This is a genomic window from Streptomyces sp. NPDC051018 (assembly GCF_044456085.1).
GTDB lineage: Bacteria > Actinomycetota > Actinomycetes > Streptomycetales > Streptomycetaceae > Streptomyces.
This window is the reverse complement of the sequence record NZ_JBITFN010000013.1, coordinates 143,464-159,562: the sequence shown is the minus strand read 5'-3', so window position 1 is coordinate 159,562 and position 16,099 is coordinate 143,464. Positions and strand designations below refer to the sequence as shown.

The window sequence follows — 16,099 nt, the reverse complement described above, 5'->3', positions numbered from 1 at the left end:
GCCGGGTCGGCTCCCCTGCCCCGTCGGCCGCCCGCCCACGCCGGGCCGGCTTCCCGCACCCGTCAGCTCCCCAGCGCGGCGACGAGAGCCTTCGGGTTCCGCGTCGACACATAGACGTACGGGGTGGGGTCCGCCGGATCCGTGACCTTGATCCTGACCGCCGTGGGGACATAGCTGCGCAGCAGCATGAAGGCCCGCGGATCGGCCTTGTACGACCGCCAGGCGCGTGCCTGCTCGGCGTCCAGCGCCTCGGGCTCGCCGAGCGCCGACAGCGGAATCCGGGCGTCGCCCGCGACCAGGGAGTCCGCCACCACGCGGACGCGCGCGGAGCCGTACGCGCTGACCCCCGCGCCCGCGAGCGCGGCCACGAAGATCACCGACGCGAGCATCGGCAGCAGGCCCAGCGGCAGCGTGAGCAGACCGCCGGAGAGCCCGAGGAGGACGGCGATGGCCCACCACAGCGGAGGGGCGGTCAGCCGTTCGTCGTAGCGCGGCGTGGAAGCGGGTGCGGAGGGCTGCATACGGTCAAGCTTGGCACGGTGCGATCGAGGGGGAACCGCGCGGGTAAGGTCTGCGCCTGTGAGTACCGCGAATTCCCGGGGGGCGAACCCCGGCCCCGCCCCCGACGCGCAGGGGGCGTGGAGGGAACACCAGCCCCGGGCCTCGGCCCTGACCCCTCCGGCCGACGCCGTACCCCCCGTCCGGCACCCCGACGCCCCCGCGCCCGGTGAGCTGCTCGGCGCGCACTACAAGCACTGCTTCGGCTGCGGCGAGAACCAGCCCCACGGGCTGCACCTCCAGGCGCGCGCCGGCGAGGGGGTGAGCATTACGGCCGAGTTCACGGTGAAAACCGGCCATCAGGGCGCTCCCGGCCTGGCGCACGGCGGAGTGCTGGCCACGGCGCTGGACGAGACGCTCGGCGCGCTGAACTGGCTGCTGCGCACGATCGCCGTCACCGGCCGGCAGGAGACCGATTTCGTGCGGCCCGTGCCCGTGGACACCGTGCTGTTCCTCCAGGCCTCCGTCACCGCCGTGGCCGGGCGGAAGATCTACTCCTCCGCCGTGGGCCGTATCGGAGGCCCCGACGGCCCCGTCGCCGTCCGTGCGAACGCCCTGTTCATCGAGGTCAAGGTCGATCACTTCATCGACAACGGCCGTCCGGAGGAGATCCGGGCCGCCATGGCCGATCCCGACCAGATCCGGCGCGCCCGCGCCTTCGAGGTGAATCCCTGATGACCCCCACCCCCGGTACCCCCGGCCCGGTCGACGTACTGATCCGCCGGGTGGACCCCGAGGTGCCCCTCCCCGCGTACGCGCACCCCGGTGACGCCGGAGCCGACCTGGTGACCTGCCGGGCGGCCGAACTGGCGCCCGGCGAGCGGACCGTCCTGCCCACCGGGATCTCCATCGCGCTCCCCGACGGATACGCCGCCTTCGTGCATCCGCGCTCGGGACTGGCGGCCCGCTGCGGAGTAGCCTTTGTGAATGCCCCCGGGACGATCGACGCCGGGTACCGTGGGGAAATCAAGGTGATCGTGGTCAATCTCGACCCGCGCGAAAGCGTGCGGTTCGAGCGTTTCGACCGCATTGCCCAACTGGTCGTCCAGCAGGTCGAGAAGGTGCGCTTCCACGAGGTGGCGGAGCTTCCCGGCTCGGCGCGGGCCGAGGGGGGCTTCGGGTCCACCGGCGGTCATGCCGCGGTGGGCGGCTCGGCGCAAGATTCAACGGGTGGGAATCGATACGCTTCCGTCGTATCCGATCGGGAAGGACAGTGACGTGTTCGGACGTCGCAAGAAGAGTGGTTCCGCGGAGGACGCGGACGCAGCGGGCGAGGCCGAGCAGGTCGTCGACGAGACCGAGGAGGAGGAAGACGCCCCTCGCCGGGTGAACCTCCCTCCGGCGCCGCGCCCCGACGGCCCCTGGGACGTCTCCGAGGTGACGACGCCGTCCGAGGGCAGGGTCGACCTCGGCGGTCTCTTCGTGCCCGGGGTCGAGGGCATGGAGCTGCGGGTCGAGGTCGCGGGTGACGCGATCGTCGCCGCGACGGTCGTCCTGCGCGACAGCGCCGTACAGCTCCAGGCGTTCGCCGCGCCCAAGAAGGAGGGCATCTGGGGCGAGGTCCGCGAGGAGATCGCCTCCGGCATCACGCAGCAGGGCGGTGTCATCGACGAGGTCGAGGGCCCCCTCGGCTGGGAGCTGCGGGCCCAGGTGCCCGTACAGCTGCCCGACGGCACCGGCGGGGTGCAGCTGGTGCGCTTCATCGGCGTGGACGGGCCGCGCTGGTTCCTGCGCGGGGTGATCTCCGGGCAGGGCGCGGTGCAGCCCGAGGCGGCCGGTCTGCTGGAGCAGATCTTCCGGGACACCGTCGTCGTACGCGGCGACGGCCCGATGGCGCCCCGCGACCCGATCGTCCTCAAGCTTCCGGAGGACGCGCAGATGGTGCCCGAGGGTGTCCAGCAGGAGGAGCAGGAGAACTCCCGCTTCTCCGGCGGCATGGGGCAGCTCCAGCGCGGCCCCGAGATCACCGAGGTGCGCTGACCCGGGCCACCGACCCAAGCGTGAACCGGTCACCGACCCGGTCACGAACCCGGGCATGAACCGGTCACCGACCCGGGCATGAGCCCGGTGGGCCGCACTCCCTCTCGCCGGGGAGTGCGGCCCACCGCTGTTTGCCCGTACTGTGCCGGGGCATGCCGACGCACTTCTGTACGAGGGGGCCTCATGACACAGAGCACCGGAGCGGGCAGCGGCACGGCCGTGGCGGACGTCCCGGGGTCCGGGCCGATGGTGCGGGTGGAGAATCTGCACCGCTCGTACGGCTCCGGGGCGACGGCGGTGCACGCGCTGCGGGGAGTCTCCTTCGAGGTGCCGCGCGGTGAGCTGGTCGCGCTCAGGGGCCGGTCCGGGTCGGGCAAGACCACGCTGCTGAATCTGGTGGGCGGGCTGGACACGGCCGACGAGGGCCGGGTCACCGTCGACGGTACGGATCTCGCCGGGCTGGGCGAGAACGGTCTGCTGGAGCTGCGGCGGGACCGGATCGGGTTCGTCTTCCAGTCCTTCGGGCTGATCCCGATCCTGTCGGCGGCGGAGAACGTCGGGGTGCCGATGCGGCTGCGGAAGGCGGATCCGCGGGAGCGGGAGGAGCGGGTCGAGCTGCTGCTCTCCCTCGTCGGGCTCGCGGACCACGCGGCGCAGCGTCCCGGTGAGCTGTCCGGCGGCCAGCAGCAGCGGGTGGCCATCGCCCGCGCGCTCGCCAACCGCCCGTCCCTGCTGATCGCGGACGAACCCACGGGGCAGCTGGACGCCGAGACCGGGCTCGCGGTGATGGAGCTGCTGCGGGCGGTGGTCCGGGCGGAGGGACTCACGGCGCTGGTGGCGACGCACGACGCCCAGCTGCTGGGGCTGGCGGACCGGGTTCTGGAACTCGCGGACGGCGAGATCGTACGGGGGTGAACGGCCGGCGGTCCGCCCGGTCCGTCCTCGAACACCGGCGGACCAGGAATCAGGAATGCGGCCCTTCGTACCGTGTACGGACTCCGGCGCGCCTCCGCCCTCGGACACCGGACGGGCCGGAATGGCCCCGTACCCGCAAGGGCGCGGGGGATCGCTGCCGGGGACATCAGAATCGCGTCAAATAAGGGACGGGCTGACACCCCATGCCCTGAATGCCCGAATGCTGCACCGTATCGTCGTCCCAGCGTGAACAGCTGTTTCTGAAAGACAATGAGGCCATGGGACGCGGCAAGCTACGGATCTACCTCGGCGCGGCACCGGGCGTCGGCAAGACGTACGCCATGCTGTCCGAGGCACACCGCCGGGTGGAGCGTGGCACGGACTGTGTCGTGGGCTTCGTGGAGCATCACGACCGGCCGCGCACCGAGGTCATGCTGCACGGGCTGGAGCAGATCCAGCGCCGGGAGCTGGAGTACCGGGGCGCGGTCTTCACCGAGATGGACGTGGACGCGGTCCTGGAGCGGCGGCCGGCCGTCGCCCTGGTGGACGAGCTGGCCCATACGAACGTCCCGGGCTCGCGCAACGCCAAGCGGTGGCAGGACGTCGAGGAACTGCTCGCCGCGGGAATCGATGTCATATCGACGGTGAACATCCAGCACTTCGAGTCGCTGGGCGATGTCGTGGAGTCGATCACGGGCGTACGGCAGCGGGAGACGGTTCCGGACGAGGTGGTACGGCGGGCGGACCAGCTGGAACTGGTCGATATGGCGCCACAGGCGCTGCGCCGCCGGATGGCCCACGGGAACATCTACAAACCGGACAAGGTCGACGCCGCGCTCTCCAACTACTTCCGGCCGGGAAATCTGACCGCGCTGCGGGAGCTGGCGCTTCTGTGGGTCGCGGACCGGGTCGACGAGTATCTCCAGCAGTACCGGGGCGAGCACAACATCCGCTCCACCTGGCAGGCCCGCGAGCGGATCGTCGTGGGGCTCACGGGCGGCCCCGAGGGCCGCACCCTGATCCGCCGGGCCGCGCGGATGGCGGCGAAGGGCTCGGGCAGCGAGATCCTGGCCGTCTACATAGCCCGCAGCGACGGACTGACCTCCGCGTCCCCCAAGGAGCTGGCGGTCCAGCGGACCCTCGTCGAGGATCTGGGGGGCACGTTCCACCATGTGATAGGGGACGACATCCCGGCCTCGCTGCTGGAGTTCGCCCGGGGGGTCAACGGCACCCAGATCGTGCTGGGCTCCAGCCGCCGCAAGGCATGGCAGTACATCTTCGGGCCGGGCGTGGGCGCGACCGTCGCCCGGGATTCGGGGCCCGATCTCGACGTCCATATCGTCACGCACGACGAGGCCGGCAAGGGCCGGGGGCTGCCGGTGGCGCGCGGCGCACGGCTTGGGCGGTCGCGGATCATCGCGGGCTGGCTGGTCGGGGTCGCCGCGCCCGTACTGCTGTCGCTGCTGCTCTCCGCGCTCGACGACTCGCTGGGGCTCGCCAATGACGTCCTGCTGTTCCTGTTCGCCACGGTGATGGCCGCGCTGCTCGGCGGACTGCTGCCGGCGCTCGCGTCCGCGGCGGTGGGCTCGCTGCTGCTGAACTACTACTTCACGCCGCCGGTGCACACGCTGACGGTGTACGACCCGAAGAACATCGTCGCCATAGTGATCTTCTTCGCGGTGGCGGTGGCGGTGGCCTCCGTGGTCGACCAGGCCGCCCGCCGCACCCATCAGGCGGCCCGGCTGCGGGCGGAGTCGGAGATCCTGTCGTTCCTCGCGGGGAGCGTGCTGCGCGGGGAGACCACGCTGGACGCCCTGCTGGAGCGGGTCCGGGAGACCTTCGGCATGGAGTCGGTGGCATTGCTGGAGCGCAAGAGCGACGTCGAGCCTTGGACCACGGCGGGCAGTGTGGGCCCGAGTTCGGTCGTACGCCCCGAGGACGCCGATGTGGACATGCCCGTCGGCGACGACATGGCGCTGGCGCTCTCCGGCCGGGTGCTGCCCGCCGAGGACCGCCGGGTGCTGGCGGCGTTCGCCGCGCAGGCCGCCGTCGTCCTGGACCGGCAGCGGCTGGTCGGGGAGGCGGAGGAGGCCCGCAGAATGGCGGAGGGCAACCGGATCCGTACGGCCCTGCTCGCCGCCGTCAGCCACGATCTGCGCACCCCGCTCTCCGCGATCAAGGCGGCGGTCACCTCGCTCAGGTCGGACGATGTGGCGTGGTCGGACGACGACGAGGCGGAACTGCTCGCGGGGATCGAGGACGGCGCCGACCGGCTGGACCATCTCGTCGGCAATCTGCTGGACATGTCCCGGCTCCAGACCGGCACGGTCACCCCGCTGATCCGGGTGACCGATCTCGACGAGGTGGTGCCGATGGCGCTGGTCGGCGTGCCCGACGACAGCGTGGAGCTGGATATTCCGGAATCGCTGCCGATGGTGACGGTGGACCGGGGGCTGCTGGAGCGGGCGGTCGCCAACATCGTGGAGAACGCCGTCAAGTACAGCCCGGACGCCACACCCGTGACGGTGGCCGCGAGCGCGCTCGGCGAGCGGGTGGAGGTCCGGGTGGCCGACCGGGGGCCCGGCGTCCCCGACGACGAGAAGGAGCGGATCTTCGAGCCGTTCCAGCGGTACGGTGACGCTCCCCGGGGTGCCGGTGTGGGTCTCGGTCTGGCGGTCGCCCGCGGCTTTGTGGAGGCCATGGGCGGCACGCTCTCCGCCGAGGACACCCCGGGAGGGGGCATGACCATGGTCCTGACCCTCAAGGCCGCCCAGCGGGCCGAGCCGGCGGCACCCGACCTCCCCGCCGAGGTCACCTCCTGACCCCGGGGGCGGGGAGACACCCCGCCGTACGGACCGACACGGAACGCCGGACGGCAGACGGCAGACGGCAGACGGTGAGCGCGCGGTCGAAGGCGCCGGCGGACAGCGGCGTACGGCAGAACAGGCATAGACGCAGTACCAGCAGCACCAGCAGTACTGGCAGCACCGGCAGGACCGGCACGACCGGCGGCCGGACGGACATGAAGGACAGAAAGGCGGGCCGGGGATGACCAGGGTGCTCGTGGTCGACGACGAGCCGCAGATCGTGCGCGCCCTCGTGATCAATCTGAAGGCGCGGAAGTACGAGGTGGACGCGGCCCCCGACGGCGCGACCGCGCTCCAGCTGGCCGCCGCCCGCCATCCCGACGTGGTCGTCCTCGACCTCGGTCTGCCGGACATGGACGGCGTGGAGGTGATCAAGGGGCTGCGCGGCTGGACCCGGGTACCGATCCTGGTCCTCTCGGCGCGTCAGACGTCGGACGAGAAGGTCGAGGCGCTGGACGCGGGCGCCGACGACTACGTCACCAAGCCCTTCGGCATGGACGAGCTGCTGGCGCGGCTGCGGGCCGCGGTCCGCAGGGCGGAGCCGGTGGGCGGCGGGGACGACGACGTCGTGATCGTCGAGACCGAGGGCTTCACCGTCGATCTCGCGGCCAAGAAGGTGCACCGCGACGGGCGCGATGTGCGGCTGACCCCGACCGAGTGGCATCTGCTGGAGGTGCTCGTACGGAACACCGGCCGGCTCGTCAGCCAGAAGCAGCTGCTCCAGGAGGTCTGGGGCCCGTCGTACGGCACTGAGACCAACTATCTGCGCGTGTACATGGCACAGCTGAGGCGCAAGCTGGAGGCCGATCCCTCGCACCCCAAGCACTTCGTCACCGAGCCCGGCATGGGCTACCGCTTCGAGCGGTAGCGCACGCCGGTCGCTTCACGCGGTGGTGAACGCTTGTGCGGGCCCGGTCCGCTGTCGGCGGTCGCCGGTACCCTTGCGTCATGAGTGCACCCCATTCCGGAAAACGTTCCGGTTCAGGGCAGGCCGGCAAGGCGGGAAAGCCTTCCGGCCGATTCCGCCGCATGCTCGACCGGCTGTCCACATCGCGCCAGGATCTGGAGTCCGAGGAGCTGAGGGAGGACATACAGGTGTCCGGGTGCACGCGCATCGCCGAGTGCGGTGACCGCCAGATAGTCAGGGTCACTGGTACCTTGCGCACGGTCACCCTGCGGCCGAGGGCCGGAGTGCCCGCGCTGGAGGCGGAGCTGTTCGACGGCACGGCCCCGCTGGACGTCGTGTGGCTCGGCCGCCGCTCCATCGTGGGCATCGAGCCGGGACGCAGGCTCATCGCCTCCGGCCGCATCTCCATGAGCCACGGCCGCCGGGTGCTGTTCAACCCCAAATACGAACTCCGACCACTCGGACAGGAGTAGCCGGTGACGTCTGTCGACAAGCCGACCACCACAGCAAGCGATCAGCAGCGGCAGGACAGCGGTGATGTCAAGGCGGTGACCGAGGCCGCCCTGTTCGAGGCCTTCGGCGGCGTGCGCGGTCTGATCGAGACGGTCGTGCCCGGACTGCTGTTCGTGACGATCTACACCGTCAACAAGAACCTGCACGCGGCGGCCATCGCGGCGCTCGCGGTCTCGCTGCTGCTCGTCGCCGTCCGTCTGGTCCTCAAGGACACCCCCAAGCACGCCTTCAGCGGTGTCTTCGGGGTCGCCTTCGGTGTGGTCTTCGCGATGATGACCGGCAATGCGAAGGACTTCTACCTCCCGGGGATGATGTACACCCTGGGCCTCGCCCTGGCGTACATCATCACGGCGATCGCGGGCGTCCCGCTGATCGGGCTGATCCTGGGCCCGGTGTTCAAGGAGAACCTCTCCTGGCGCACCCGCAACCCCGGCCGCAAAAAGGCGTACACGAAGGCGAGCTGGGCCTGGGGGCTGATCCTGCTCGCGAAGTCCGCGATCCTGTTCCCGCTGTACTGGTGGGCGGACACCACCGAACTGGGCTGGGTGCTGATCGCGCTGAAGATTCCGCCGTTCCTGCTGGCGGTCTATCTGACCTGGGTGTTCCTCGCCAAGGCGCCGCCGCCGATCGATGTCTTCGCCGAGATGGAGGCGCAGGACAAGGCCGAGAAGGAACGGGAGGCGGCCGCCCGTCAGGGCGAGGCATAGGCACCCCGCCCCGCCCCGCCCCTCAGGGCGAGGCACGAGCACCCCGCGAGCCGGGGCGCGCGGGGTGCCGTCCGTCCGCGATGTTGCCCTCGCCCGCCACGCAGGCGAGCTGCCGGCGCTCGGCCGCCGGGACGCACCGAACACCGCCGCGGCGACCACCAGGACGCGTACGCCCGGCGGGGAGCCCGGCCCCGGCGCCATGGCCGCCCCCCTGCCGTGCCGGTTACTCCCCGGTACGGGCAGCCGCGTCCCGCATGACACCTATGTGACGGATTCCGGTGCTCTGGCACCGGAATCCGGTCACGATCTCATCAAGTCATCACGCGAACGTTCACCCGCCCAGGTGGCCTCTGCAAGCATTCCGCTCCGAAAGGGCTTTCGGGAGGCGCCCGCTCAGGGGCAACAGGGGGAGACCGGTGGCGGCGTTTCTGTTTCACCGCGCGCGCGGTCACCGCTTGCTGCTCGCCGCCGCGGCGCTCGCCGTCCTGCTGACCACGGCCGTCCTCACCACGCTCGCCGCCTTCGCCGGCTCCGTCGGCGACGCCGGGCTGCGCCACGCGCTGGCGACCAGGGACGCCGCGTCCGCCTCCCTGGTCATCACCTCCGAGAGCCCCGCCGAGGACCGCGCCGCCGTCACCGAGGCCGCCCGGCGCGGGGCCCAGCGTTCCTTTGACGGGCTGCCGGTCACCCTGCGGCCGTTCGAGCGCTCGGGGCCGTTCGCGCTGCCGCGCTCCCTCCAGCCGCCCGCGGCGCGCACGGGCGAGCCGGATCTCACCACCCTCGCCGCCGTGGACCGTACGCGGGTCCGGCTGACGGAGGGCGCCTGGCCCACGGCCGGGCGGCCGGACGTGACCGAGGTCGCCCTGCCCGAGACCGCGGCCGGACAGCTGAAGCTCGCCCCCGGGCCCCGGGTGCTGACCCTGGGCAGCAGGCTGGGCGGTCCTCCCGTACGGATCCGGATCACGGGTGTCTACCGCCCGGCCGACCGCGATGATCCGTACTGGCAGCTCGACGAGCTGGGCGGACGCGGGGTCCGCAAGGACGTGTACACCACCTACGGCCCCCTCCTCGCCGACCCGGCCGCCTTCGGCCCCGGACGGGTTCCCCGGGCCGCTCTCGCGTGGCTCGCCACGGCGGACTTCGGCGCGTTCGGCACGGACCGGATCGACGCCCTGCGCTCGGTGTCTCGGCAGAGCCAGGCGTTTCTGAGCGCCGAGCCCGGACTGGAGCGCGGGACCGTCGTCAAGACCTCGCTGCCCGAGGTGCTGAGCCGGCTGGAGCGGGCACTGCTGGTGTCCCGCGCGACCCTGTTGATCGTCTCCCTCCAGCTGGTGCTGCTCGCCGGATACACGCTGCTCCTGGTGGCCCGGCTGCTGGGCACCGAGCGCGAGGGCGAGTCCCGGGTGCTGCTGGCGCGCGGCGCCTCCCGGGGGCATCTCGCCCGGCTCGCCGCCCTGGAGGCGCTGCTGCTGGCGCTGCCCGCCGCCGCCTGCGCGCCGCTGCTCGCCGGACCGCTGACCCGGCTGCTGGCCGGACAGGGGCTGCTGGCCAGGATCGGGCTGCGGATCGAGGGCCCGGCGGGCGGCCCCGGCCTCCAGGTGTGGCTGATCGGCGCGGCGGCGGCGCTGGCCTGCGCGGCGGCCGTCCTCGCCCCGGCGCTGAGCGCGGCCCGCACCGCCCGTGGCCGCCGGCGGACGCTGCCCGCGCCCCTGCGGGCGGGGGCCGACCTCGCCCTGCTGGCGATCGCCGCGGTCGCCTACTGGCAGCTGGACCGGCGCACCTCGGGCAGCGGGGCGCTCAGCGGCGACCGCGAGGGGCGCCTCGGCATCGATCCCCTGCTGGTGGTGGCGCCCGCGCTGGCGCTGCTCGCCGCTACGGTCCTCACCCTGCGGCTGCTGCCCCCGGCGGCGCGGCTCGCCGAACGCCGTGCGGCCCGCGGGCGCGGGCTGACGGCCCCCCTCGCAGGCTGGCAGCTCAGCCGCCGCCCGATGCGCGGCGCCGGCCCGGTCCTGCTGCTGGTGCTCACCGTCGCCATGGGCATGCTCGCGATCGGGCAGGGCGCCTCATGGGACCGTTCACAGGACGACCAGGCCGACTTCCGCTCGGGCGCTCCGATACGCGTACTGGGCAGCCGCACCCCCCAGTTCGGGCAGGGCGGGGTGTACGGAACGATCCCGGGCGTCACGGCCGCCGCGCCCGCCGCCCGCAGCGACCTCGGCCTCTCGGGCGGACGCCAGGCCACCGTCCTGGCGCTGGACACCGGCCCCGCGGGCGTGCGGCCGGCGATCCGGGACGACCTCGCCGACGGCGACCCCCGGCGGCTGCTGGCGTCACTGCGGCCCGAGCGGACACCGCGGCCGGGCGTGGTGCTGCCCGACGGCACCGAACGGCTCCTGCTCGATCTCACCCTGCGCCCCGCGAAGGACGGCCCGTACGGCACCTCCGCGCTGGACCGAATGACCCTCGGCGTGGACGGGATCGACGTCACCGTCACCGTCGAGGACCGGTTCGGCATCCCGTACCGGATGGCGCTGGGCAGTGTGCCGGCGGACGGCAAGGCGCATACGGCGACCCTGGATCTGGCGAAGGCCGCCGACGCCCCCGTGGGCCGGCCGGCCGGTCCGCTGGCGCTGACCGCGGTCGAGTTCGACGAGGCGGGCTATCCGGACCGGATCGCCGCCAAGGGGTTCACGATCGGCGCTCTGCGGGCCGTCGGCACGGGCGGCACCGCCCGGGCGGTCGCCGTACCGGAGGGTCTGGCCTGGCGGGCGAGTGCCACGGTGAACACCGAGCCGGTGCCGGGCGACCGGCGCGAGGCCCCGCCCGCCGTCACCACCGTGACCTCATCGGCGAAGGTGCCGCTGCGCCTCGGCTATCACACGGGCAGGGCGGTCTTCGACGACCCCTGGGGCCAGGCGCGGACGGTCACCGTACGCGCCGCCGCCGAGCGGGCCCCGGCCGCCGTACCGGCCGCGCTGGCGACCCCGCGCTTCCTCGACTCCAGCGCCGCGAAGGTCGGTTCGCTGATCGAGCTGCCCATGGCGGGCGGCAGCATGAAGGTGCGGATCGCGGGGGTGCTGGGGGCGGTACCGACGACCGGCGCCGAGGACGTCCGGGAGGGGACGGGGCCCGCGCAGGACGGCGGGGCGCTGCTGATCGACCTCCGGGCCGTGAACCACGTGCTCGCCCAGCGTCCGGACGCCTCCCTCACCCCCACCGAGTGGTGGCTGTTCACCGGGCCCGGGGCGGCGGACCGGGTCGCGTCCGCACTGCGGGCCCGGGCCGAGATCGACCCCTCCCAGATCCGGGTGCGCGACGAGCTGGCGCGGGAACTGCACGACGATCCACTGGGCGCGGGCCCCCAGTCGGCGCTGCTCGCGGTGACGGCCGTCGCCGCCCTGCTGGCCGCGGTGGGATTCGCGGTCACCACGGCGGGGGCGCTGCGGGAGCGTTCGGCGGAGTTCGCGGTACTCAGGGCCCTCGGCGCGCCCCGCCGCCAGCCCGCCCGGCTGCTGGCCGCCGAGCAGTCCCTGCTCATCGGGGTCGCGCTGCTGATCGGGCTCGGGCTGGGCGCGGTGCTCACCCGTGCCGTCGTCCCGCTGATCGTGCTGACGGGTCAGGCCACCCAGCCCGTTCCGGAGGTCCTGGTGCATCTGCCCGCCGGACGGGTCGCCCTGCTCCTCGCGGGGGTCGCCGCCGCGCCCGTCCTGGTGGTGGCCGCGATGACGCTGCGGCGGAGCGATCCGGTGAGCGCGCTGCGCGCCCAGGGAGGTGAGTGAGGTGAGGGCCGTCGCCCCCTGGGTCCGTACCCGGCTGCGGGCCGCACCCCTGCCCGCGCTCGCCCTGACGGTCCTGGTGCTGGTCACCTCGTTCCTCGCCGCCGCCTTCCCGCGCGCGGTCGAGGCGTACGAGGGCGAGGGCCTGCGGCACGAGATGGAGATCGCCCCGCCCGAGCTGAGCGGATTCCGCTTCACCGACATACCGGAGGACTTCGGGGGCACGGACACCGCCGAGCGGGCCGCCTCGCTGAGCCCCGACACGCTCGCGGCGCGGTACCGGAAGATCGTGGCGGCCCTGCCGCGTCCGCTGCGCGCCGACCCCGGACAGTCGGTGCACGGGGTACGCACCCCCGCTCCCGTGGATTCCCTGGACCCCTGGCTGACCCAGCTGGACGGCGGGGCCCCGGTGTTCACGCTGAGCACCAGGTCCGGGCTGGCCGAGCACACCACCGTCCGTTCGGGACGTCTGCCGAGGGGCAGGGCCACCGAACCGGACGCCGCCTCGGTGGAGGGCGTGGTCACCTCTGCCACCGCCGAGGCCCTGAACATCCGGCTCGGTTCGACCGTCCGGGTACCGAGGGCGGGCGCCTCGGCCCCGCTCGTCGTCAGGATCACGGGCATCGTCGAGCCGGTGCGCCCGGCCGGCGGCTACTGGTCCGTCGAACCCGTGCTCGGGACCCCGGTCCGGCTCTACACCGCGCCGCCCTCGCCCCAGCCGTACTGGCACGGCGCGCTGCTGCTGCCGCCTCAGGCCGCGCCCGCGCTGCTGTCGGTCGCCACCGACAGCGAGGCGTACTGGCGGATCGCCCTGGACGCCGGCGGGCTGCGCGTGGGCGATGTGCCACGGGTCCGCAAGGCGGTGGCCTCCCTGGAGAACGGCCCGGCGCGGACGGCCCTGCGGACCTCGGTCGCCCCCGGTCTGGACATCGAGTCCGGACTGGACGACATCCTCGCCGACGTCGAGGGCGTCTTCGCCTCCATCGGCCCGGTGGTCTCGGTGGCCGCCTTCGGCGCCGGGGGTGTGATGGTGGTCGTCCTGCTGATGTCGGGCGGTCTGGCCGCCGCGCGCAGACACACGGAACTCGCCCTGCTGCGCTCGCGCGGCGGCTCGGTGCCCGGCATCGCGGGGCGGCTGCTCGCGGAGAGCGCCGTTCCGGTGGTGCCGGCGGCGGTGGCCGGGTGCGCCGCCGCGTTCCTCCTCGTACCCGAGGGACGGCCGCTGCCGCCGGTGCTCGCGTCGGCGGCGGTCGCCCTGATCGCCTGCGCGGCACTGCCGCTGCGGGCTGTGTTCCTGGCGTTTGTGCACCGCAGGCCACGGCTGCACGGTGAGCGGGACGATGTCGTACGGGCGAGGCCGTCCCGGCGCCGTGCGGTCGCCGAGCTGACCGTTCTGGTCCTCGCGGTGGCCGCCGTCGCCGCGCTGCGCCGGCGCGGCACCTCCGACGGCGGTGACCAGCTCATCAGTGCCGCCCCGATCCTGGTGGGCGGGGTCGCGGCGCTGGCTCTCGTACGGATCCATCCGCTGCCGCTGCGGATCGCGGCGCGTGTCACGGCACGGCGGCGGGGTGCCGTCGGCTTTCTCTCGCTGGCCCGCGCGGGCCGCTCCCCCGCCACGGCCGCGCTGCCGCTGCTGGCTCTGCTGCTCGCCCTGACGACCGCGGCCTTCGGCGGTTCGGTCCTCACGGGGGTCGCCGATGCGCGGGACCGCGCCGCGCTGATCACGGTGGGCGCGGACGCCCGGGTCGAGGCCGCCGAACAGCTGCCGGAGGGGCTCGCCGGCATGGTGCGGGCGCTCGACGGCGTACGGGACGTGGCCGTCGTCCACCGCGACTGGGACCTGGACCTGAGGGACAGCGGGCGGGGCACCGACAGCGTCGCCCTCCTCGCCGTCGAACCGGACGCCTACGCCCGGCTGGCGCGCGGCACCGGAACCGGCGGCTTCCGCGCGGACGAACTGCGCGGGCCCGCGGCGGGGCCGCTCCCCGCCATCGCCTCGCCCGCCGTGGCGGAGCGGCTCGGGGAGCGGGAAGCCGTGATCGGGCCGCCGAGCGCGCTGTTCACCGTACGCGTGACGGCGGTACGGAAGACCACTCCGGCCCTGGAGGGCGGCGAGTTCCTGATCGTGGACGCCTCCCGGGTGCCCGGCGGGCGGGCCGCGAACATCCTGCTGATCACCGGCTCCGGTGTCGCGGCCGGGGACCTCGGGGCCGCCGTCCGCGAGGCCGACGCCTCCGGGACCGCGGTCCGGCTGCGCTCCGCCGAACGGGACGCCTTCACCGAGTCCCCGGTGCAGAGCGGTGCCGAGCGGGTCTACGCGGTCGCCACGGTGACCGGCGCCGGATACGCCGTACTCGCCCTGCTTCTCTCGCTGCTGCGCTCCGCGCCCGAGCGGGTCGCGCTGCTGGCCCGGCTGCGCACGATGGGGCTGACCCGCCGCCAGGGCCGGCGGCTGCTGGTCCTGGAGAGCCTGCCGCAGACGCTGCTGGCGGCGGTGGGCGGTGTACTGGCGGGCTGGGCGGCGATCCTGCTGCTCTCCCCCGGTATCGACCTGGACCGGCTGGCGCTGGCCGCGAGACGGCTCTCCTCACCCGTGCCGGTGCGGCTGACCGCCGATCCCTGGAGCCTGCTGCTGCCCGCGTTCGCCGTGGTGGTGATCGCGGCGGGGGTGGCCGCGGCGCAGGCGTGGGTGACGACCCGGCGTACCTCGACGACCGAACTCAGGGCGGGAGACACACGATGACCGAGTCCACGGCATCCGCGACCCTTCAGGAGCTGGAGCGGCGGGCGGCGCACCGGCGCGAGGGTCCCCGCTACGGCGACGACGCCCTGATCACCTGCGACCGGCTGGTACGCATCTTCTCCACCGACGGCGTCGAGGTGCAGGCCCTCCAGGGGCTGGACCTCCTCGTCCGCGAGGGCGAGCTGATGGCCCTCGTCGGCGCGTCCGGCAGCGGCAAGTCCACGCTGATGAACATCCTGGCCGGTCTGGACGAGCCGACGGCGGGCGCGGCGAAGGTGGCGGGCTGCGATCTGCTGGCCATGGGCGCGAAGGAGCGGCTGCGCTACCGGCGCCGGGTGGTCGGGTTCGTCTGGCAGCAGACCGCCCGCAATCTGCTGCCGTATCTGACCGCCGCACAGAACGTGGCCCTGCCGATGCAGCTGGGCGGCCGGGTGCCGGGGCTCTCACGCAGACGCCGGACCGAGCGGGTGGAGTCCCTGCTGGACCTCCTGGAGATCGCCGACTGCCGCGACCGCCGTCCGTACCAGATGTCCGGCGGCCAGCAGCAGCGCGCGGCGATCGCGGTGGCCCTGGCGAACGAGCCCTCCGTACTGCTCGCGGACGAGCCCACGGGGGAGCTGGACTCGCACACCGGTGAGCAGGTGTTCGCGGCGTTCCGCCGGGCGAACGAGGAGCTGGGTACGACGATCGTGATCGTCACCCACGACCAGACGGTGGCCTCCGAGGTCCGCCGCACGGTCGCCATCCGCGACGGCCGCACCTCCACGGAGATCCTCCGCCGCACGGAGGTCGACACCACCACGGGCCAGGAGTCCGTCGTCGCCCGCGAGTACGCCATGCTGGACCGGGCGGGACGTCTCCAGCTGCCGTCCGAGTACACGGCGGCGCTGGGCATGCGCGACCGGGTGATGCTGGAACTGGAACCGGACCACATCGGCATCTGGCCGGACGCGGAGGAGGAGTAGCCGGGGGGTGTCGCTCGCGGGGCGCCCCCGGGGGCGCGCTGTTGTCGGGTCCCACAACCAGCCCCGCCGCCGATCGAGGCGCCGGGCCCGGGACAGAACCCGCACCCGGGAACCAAGCACCCACCCCGCCAGGGGACCCGCAACCAAGCACCGGACCAGACGGCGCGG

At 73.5% G+C, this 16,099-nt stretch carries 13 protein-coding genes; 11 read left to right on the top strand and 2 right to left on the bottom strand.

What is annotated here, in order from left to right:
* Positions 1-62 precede the first annotated feature (62 nt).
* Positions 63-521: a DUF3093 domain-containing protein gene (locus ACIBCM_RS22895; protein WP_399245989.1), complete on the bottom strand. Its 459-nt coding sequence runs from the start codon at positions 519-521 to the stop codon at positions 63-65.
* A gap of 148 nt (positions 522-669) precedes the next feature.
* On the opposite strand from ACIBCM_RS22895, the gene ACIBCM_RS22890 reads away from it, so the two are divergent.
* The 5 genes from ACIBCM_RS22890 to ACIBCM_RS22870 all read left to right on the top strand — a co-directional run bounded on the left by ACIBCM_RS22890 (position 670) and on the right by ACIBCM_RS22870 (position 6,275).
* The gene (locus ACIBCM_RS22890; protein WP_399246090.1) at positions 670-1,233 is read left to right on the top strand and encodes a PaaI family thioesterase; all 564 of its coding nucleotides are present in this window, start codon (positions 670-672) and stop codon (positions 1,231-1,233) included.
* A complete protein-coding gene (gene dut, locus ACIBCM_RS22885) occupies positions 1,233-1,775 on the top strand; it encodes a dUTP diphosphatase (protein ID WP_399245987.1) in 543 nt (180 codons plus the stop codon). The genes ACIBCM_RS22890 and dut overlap by 1 nt, the downstream gene beginning before the upstream one ends.
* 1 nt (position 1,776) lies before the next feature.
* Complete coding sequence (locus ACIBCM_RS22880) at positions 1,777-2,538, top strand: DUF3710 domain-containing protein (RefSeq protein WP_399245985.1); 762 nt, start codon at positions 1,777-1,779, stop codon at positions 2,536-2,538.
* A 183-nt stretch (positions 2,539-2,721) separates the two neighbouring features.
* A complete protein-coding gene (locus tag ACIBCM_RS22875) occupies positions 2,722-3,453 on the top strand; it encodes an ABC transporter ATP-binding protein (protein WP_399245983.1) in 732 nt (243 codons plus the stop codon).
* A gap of 278 nt (positions 3,454-3,731) precedes the next feature.
* Positions 3,732-6,275, top strand: a complete 2,544-nt coding sequence (locus ACIBCM_RS22870; protein ID WP_399245981.1) for a DUF4118 domain-containing protein — start codon at positions 3,732-3,734, stop codon at positions 6,273-6,275.
* On the opposite strand, the gene ACIBCM_RS22865 is transcribed toward ACIBCM_RS22870, so the two are convergent.
* The gene (locus ACIBCM_RS22865; protein WP_399245979.1) at positions 6,265-6,477 is read right to left on the bottom strand and encodes a hypothetical protein; all 213 of its coding nucleotides are present in this window, start codon (positions 6,475-6,477) and stop codon (positions 6,265-6,267) included. The two genes, ACIBCM_RS22870 and ACIBCM_RS22865, sit on opposite strands and share 11 nt — an antisense overlap.
* 24 nt (positions 6,478-6,501) lie before the next feature.
* Here ACIBCM_RS22865 and ACIBCM_RS22860 point away from each other — a divergent pair, with 24 nt between their 5' ends.
* The 6 genes from ACIBCM_RS22860 to ACIBCM_RS22835 all read left to right on the top strand — a co-directional run bounded on the left by ACIBCM_RS22860 (position 6,502) and on the right by ACIBCM_RS22835 (position 15,931).
* Positions 6,502-7,188 (top strand): response regulator, encoded by a 687-nt coding sequence (locus tag ACIBCM_RS22860; RefSeq protein WP_399245977.1) that lies wholly within the window; start codon positions 6,502-6,504, stop codon positions 7,186-7,188.
* Positions 7,189-7,349: 161 nt separating this feature from the next.
* Positions 7,350-7,700 (top strand): OB-fold nucleic acid binding domain-containing protein, encoded by a 351-nt coding sequence (locus ACIBCM_RS22855; protein ID WP_389269288.1) that lies wholly within the window; start codon positions 7,350-7,352, stop codon positions 7,698-7,700.
* 3 nt (positions 7,701-7,703) lie between these two features.
* Positions 7,704-8,447 (top strand): DUF3159 domain-containing protein, encoded by a 744-nt coding sequence (locus ACIBCM_RS22850; RefSeq protein ID WP_399245975.1) that lies wholly within the window; start codon positions 7,704-7,706, stop codon positions 8,445-8,447.
* Between the two features lie 416 nt (positions 8,448-8,863).
* Positions 8,864-12,226 carry an FtsX-like permease family protein gene (locus tag ACIBCM_RS22845; protein WP_399245973.1) on the top strand — a complete coding sequence of 1,121 codons (3,363 nt, stop codon included), beginning with the start codon at positions 8,864-8,866 and terminating at the stop codon, positions 12,224-12,226.
* Positions 12,219-14,966: an FtsX-like permease family protein gene (locus tag ACIBCM_RS22840; RefSeq protein ID WP_399245972.1), complete on the top strand. Its 2,748-nt coding sequence runs from the start codon at positions 12,219-12,221 to the stop codon at positions 14,964-14,966. The genes ACIBCM_RS22845 and ACIBCM_RS22840 overlap by 8 nt, the downstream gene beginning before the upstream one ends.
* Positions 14,963-15,931 (top strand): ABC transporter ATP-binding protein, encoded by a 969-nt coding sequence (locus ACIBCM_RS22835; RefSeq protein WP_399245970.1) that lies wholly within the window; start codon positions 14,963-14,965, stop codon positions 15,929-15,931. Before ACIBCM_RS22840 ends, ACIBCM_RS22835 begins: the two co-directional genes overlap by 4 nt.
* Positions 15,932-16,099: the final 168 nt, after the last annotated feature.

Bases quoted from the DNA above. Each gene is read 5' to 3' on its own strand.
- ACIBCM_RS22895 (WP_399245989.1), bottom strand. From the start codon at position 521: ATGCAGCCCTCCGCACCCGCTTCCACGCCGCGCTACGACGAACGGCTG.
- dut (WP_399245987.1), top strand. From the start codon at position 1,233: ATGACCCCCACCCCCGGTACCCCCGGCCCGGTCGACGTACTGATCCGC.
- ACIBCM_RS22875 (WP_399245983.1), top strand. From the start codon at position 2,722: ATGACACAGAGCACCGGAGCGGGCAGCGGCACGGCCGTGGCGGACGTC.
- ACIBCM_RS22835 (WP_399245970.1), top strand. From the start codon at position 14,963: ATGACCGAGTCCACGGCATCCGCGACCCTTCAGGAGCTGGAGCGGCGG.
- ACIBCM_RS22855 (WP_389269288.1), top strand. From the start codon at position 7,350: ATGCTCGACCGGCTGTCCACATCGCGCCAGGATCTGGAGTCCGAGGAG.
- ACIBCM_RS22865 (WP_399245979.1), bottom strand. From the start codon at position 6,477: ATGTCCGTCCGGCCGCCGGTCGTGCCGGTCCTGCCGGTGCTGCCAGTA.
- ACIBCM_RS22870 (WP_399245981.1), top strand. From the start codon at position 3,732: ATGGGACGCGGCAAGCTACGGATCTACCTCGGCGCGGCACCGGGCGTC.
- ACIBCM_RS22860 (WP_399245977.1), top strand. From the start codon at position 6,502: ATGACCAGGGTGCTCGTGGTCGACGACGAGCCGCAGATCGTGCGCGCC.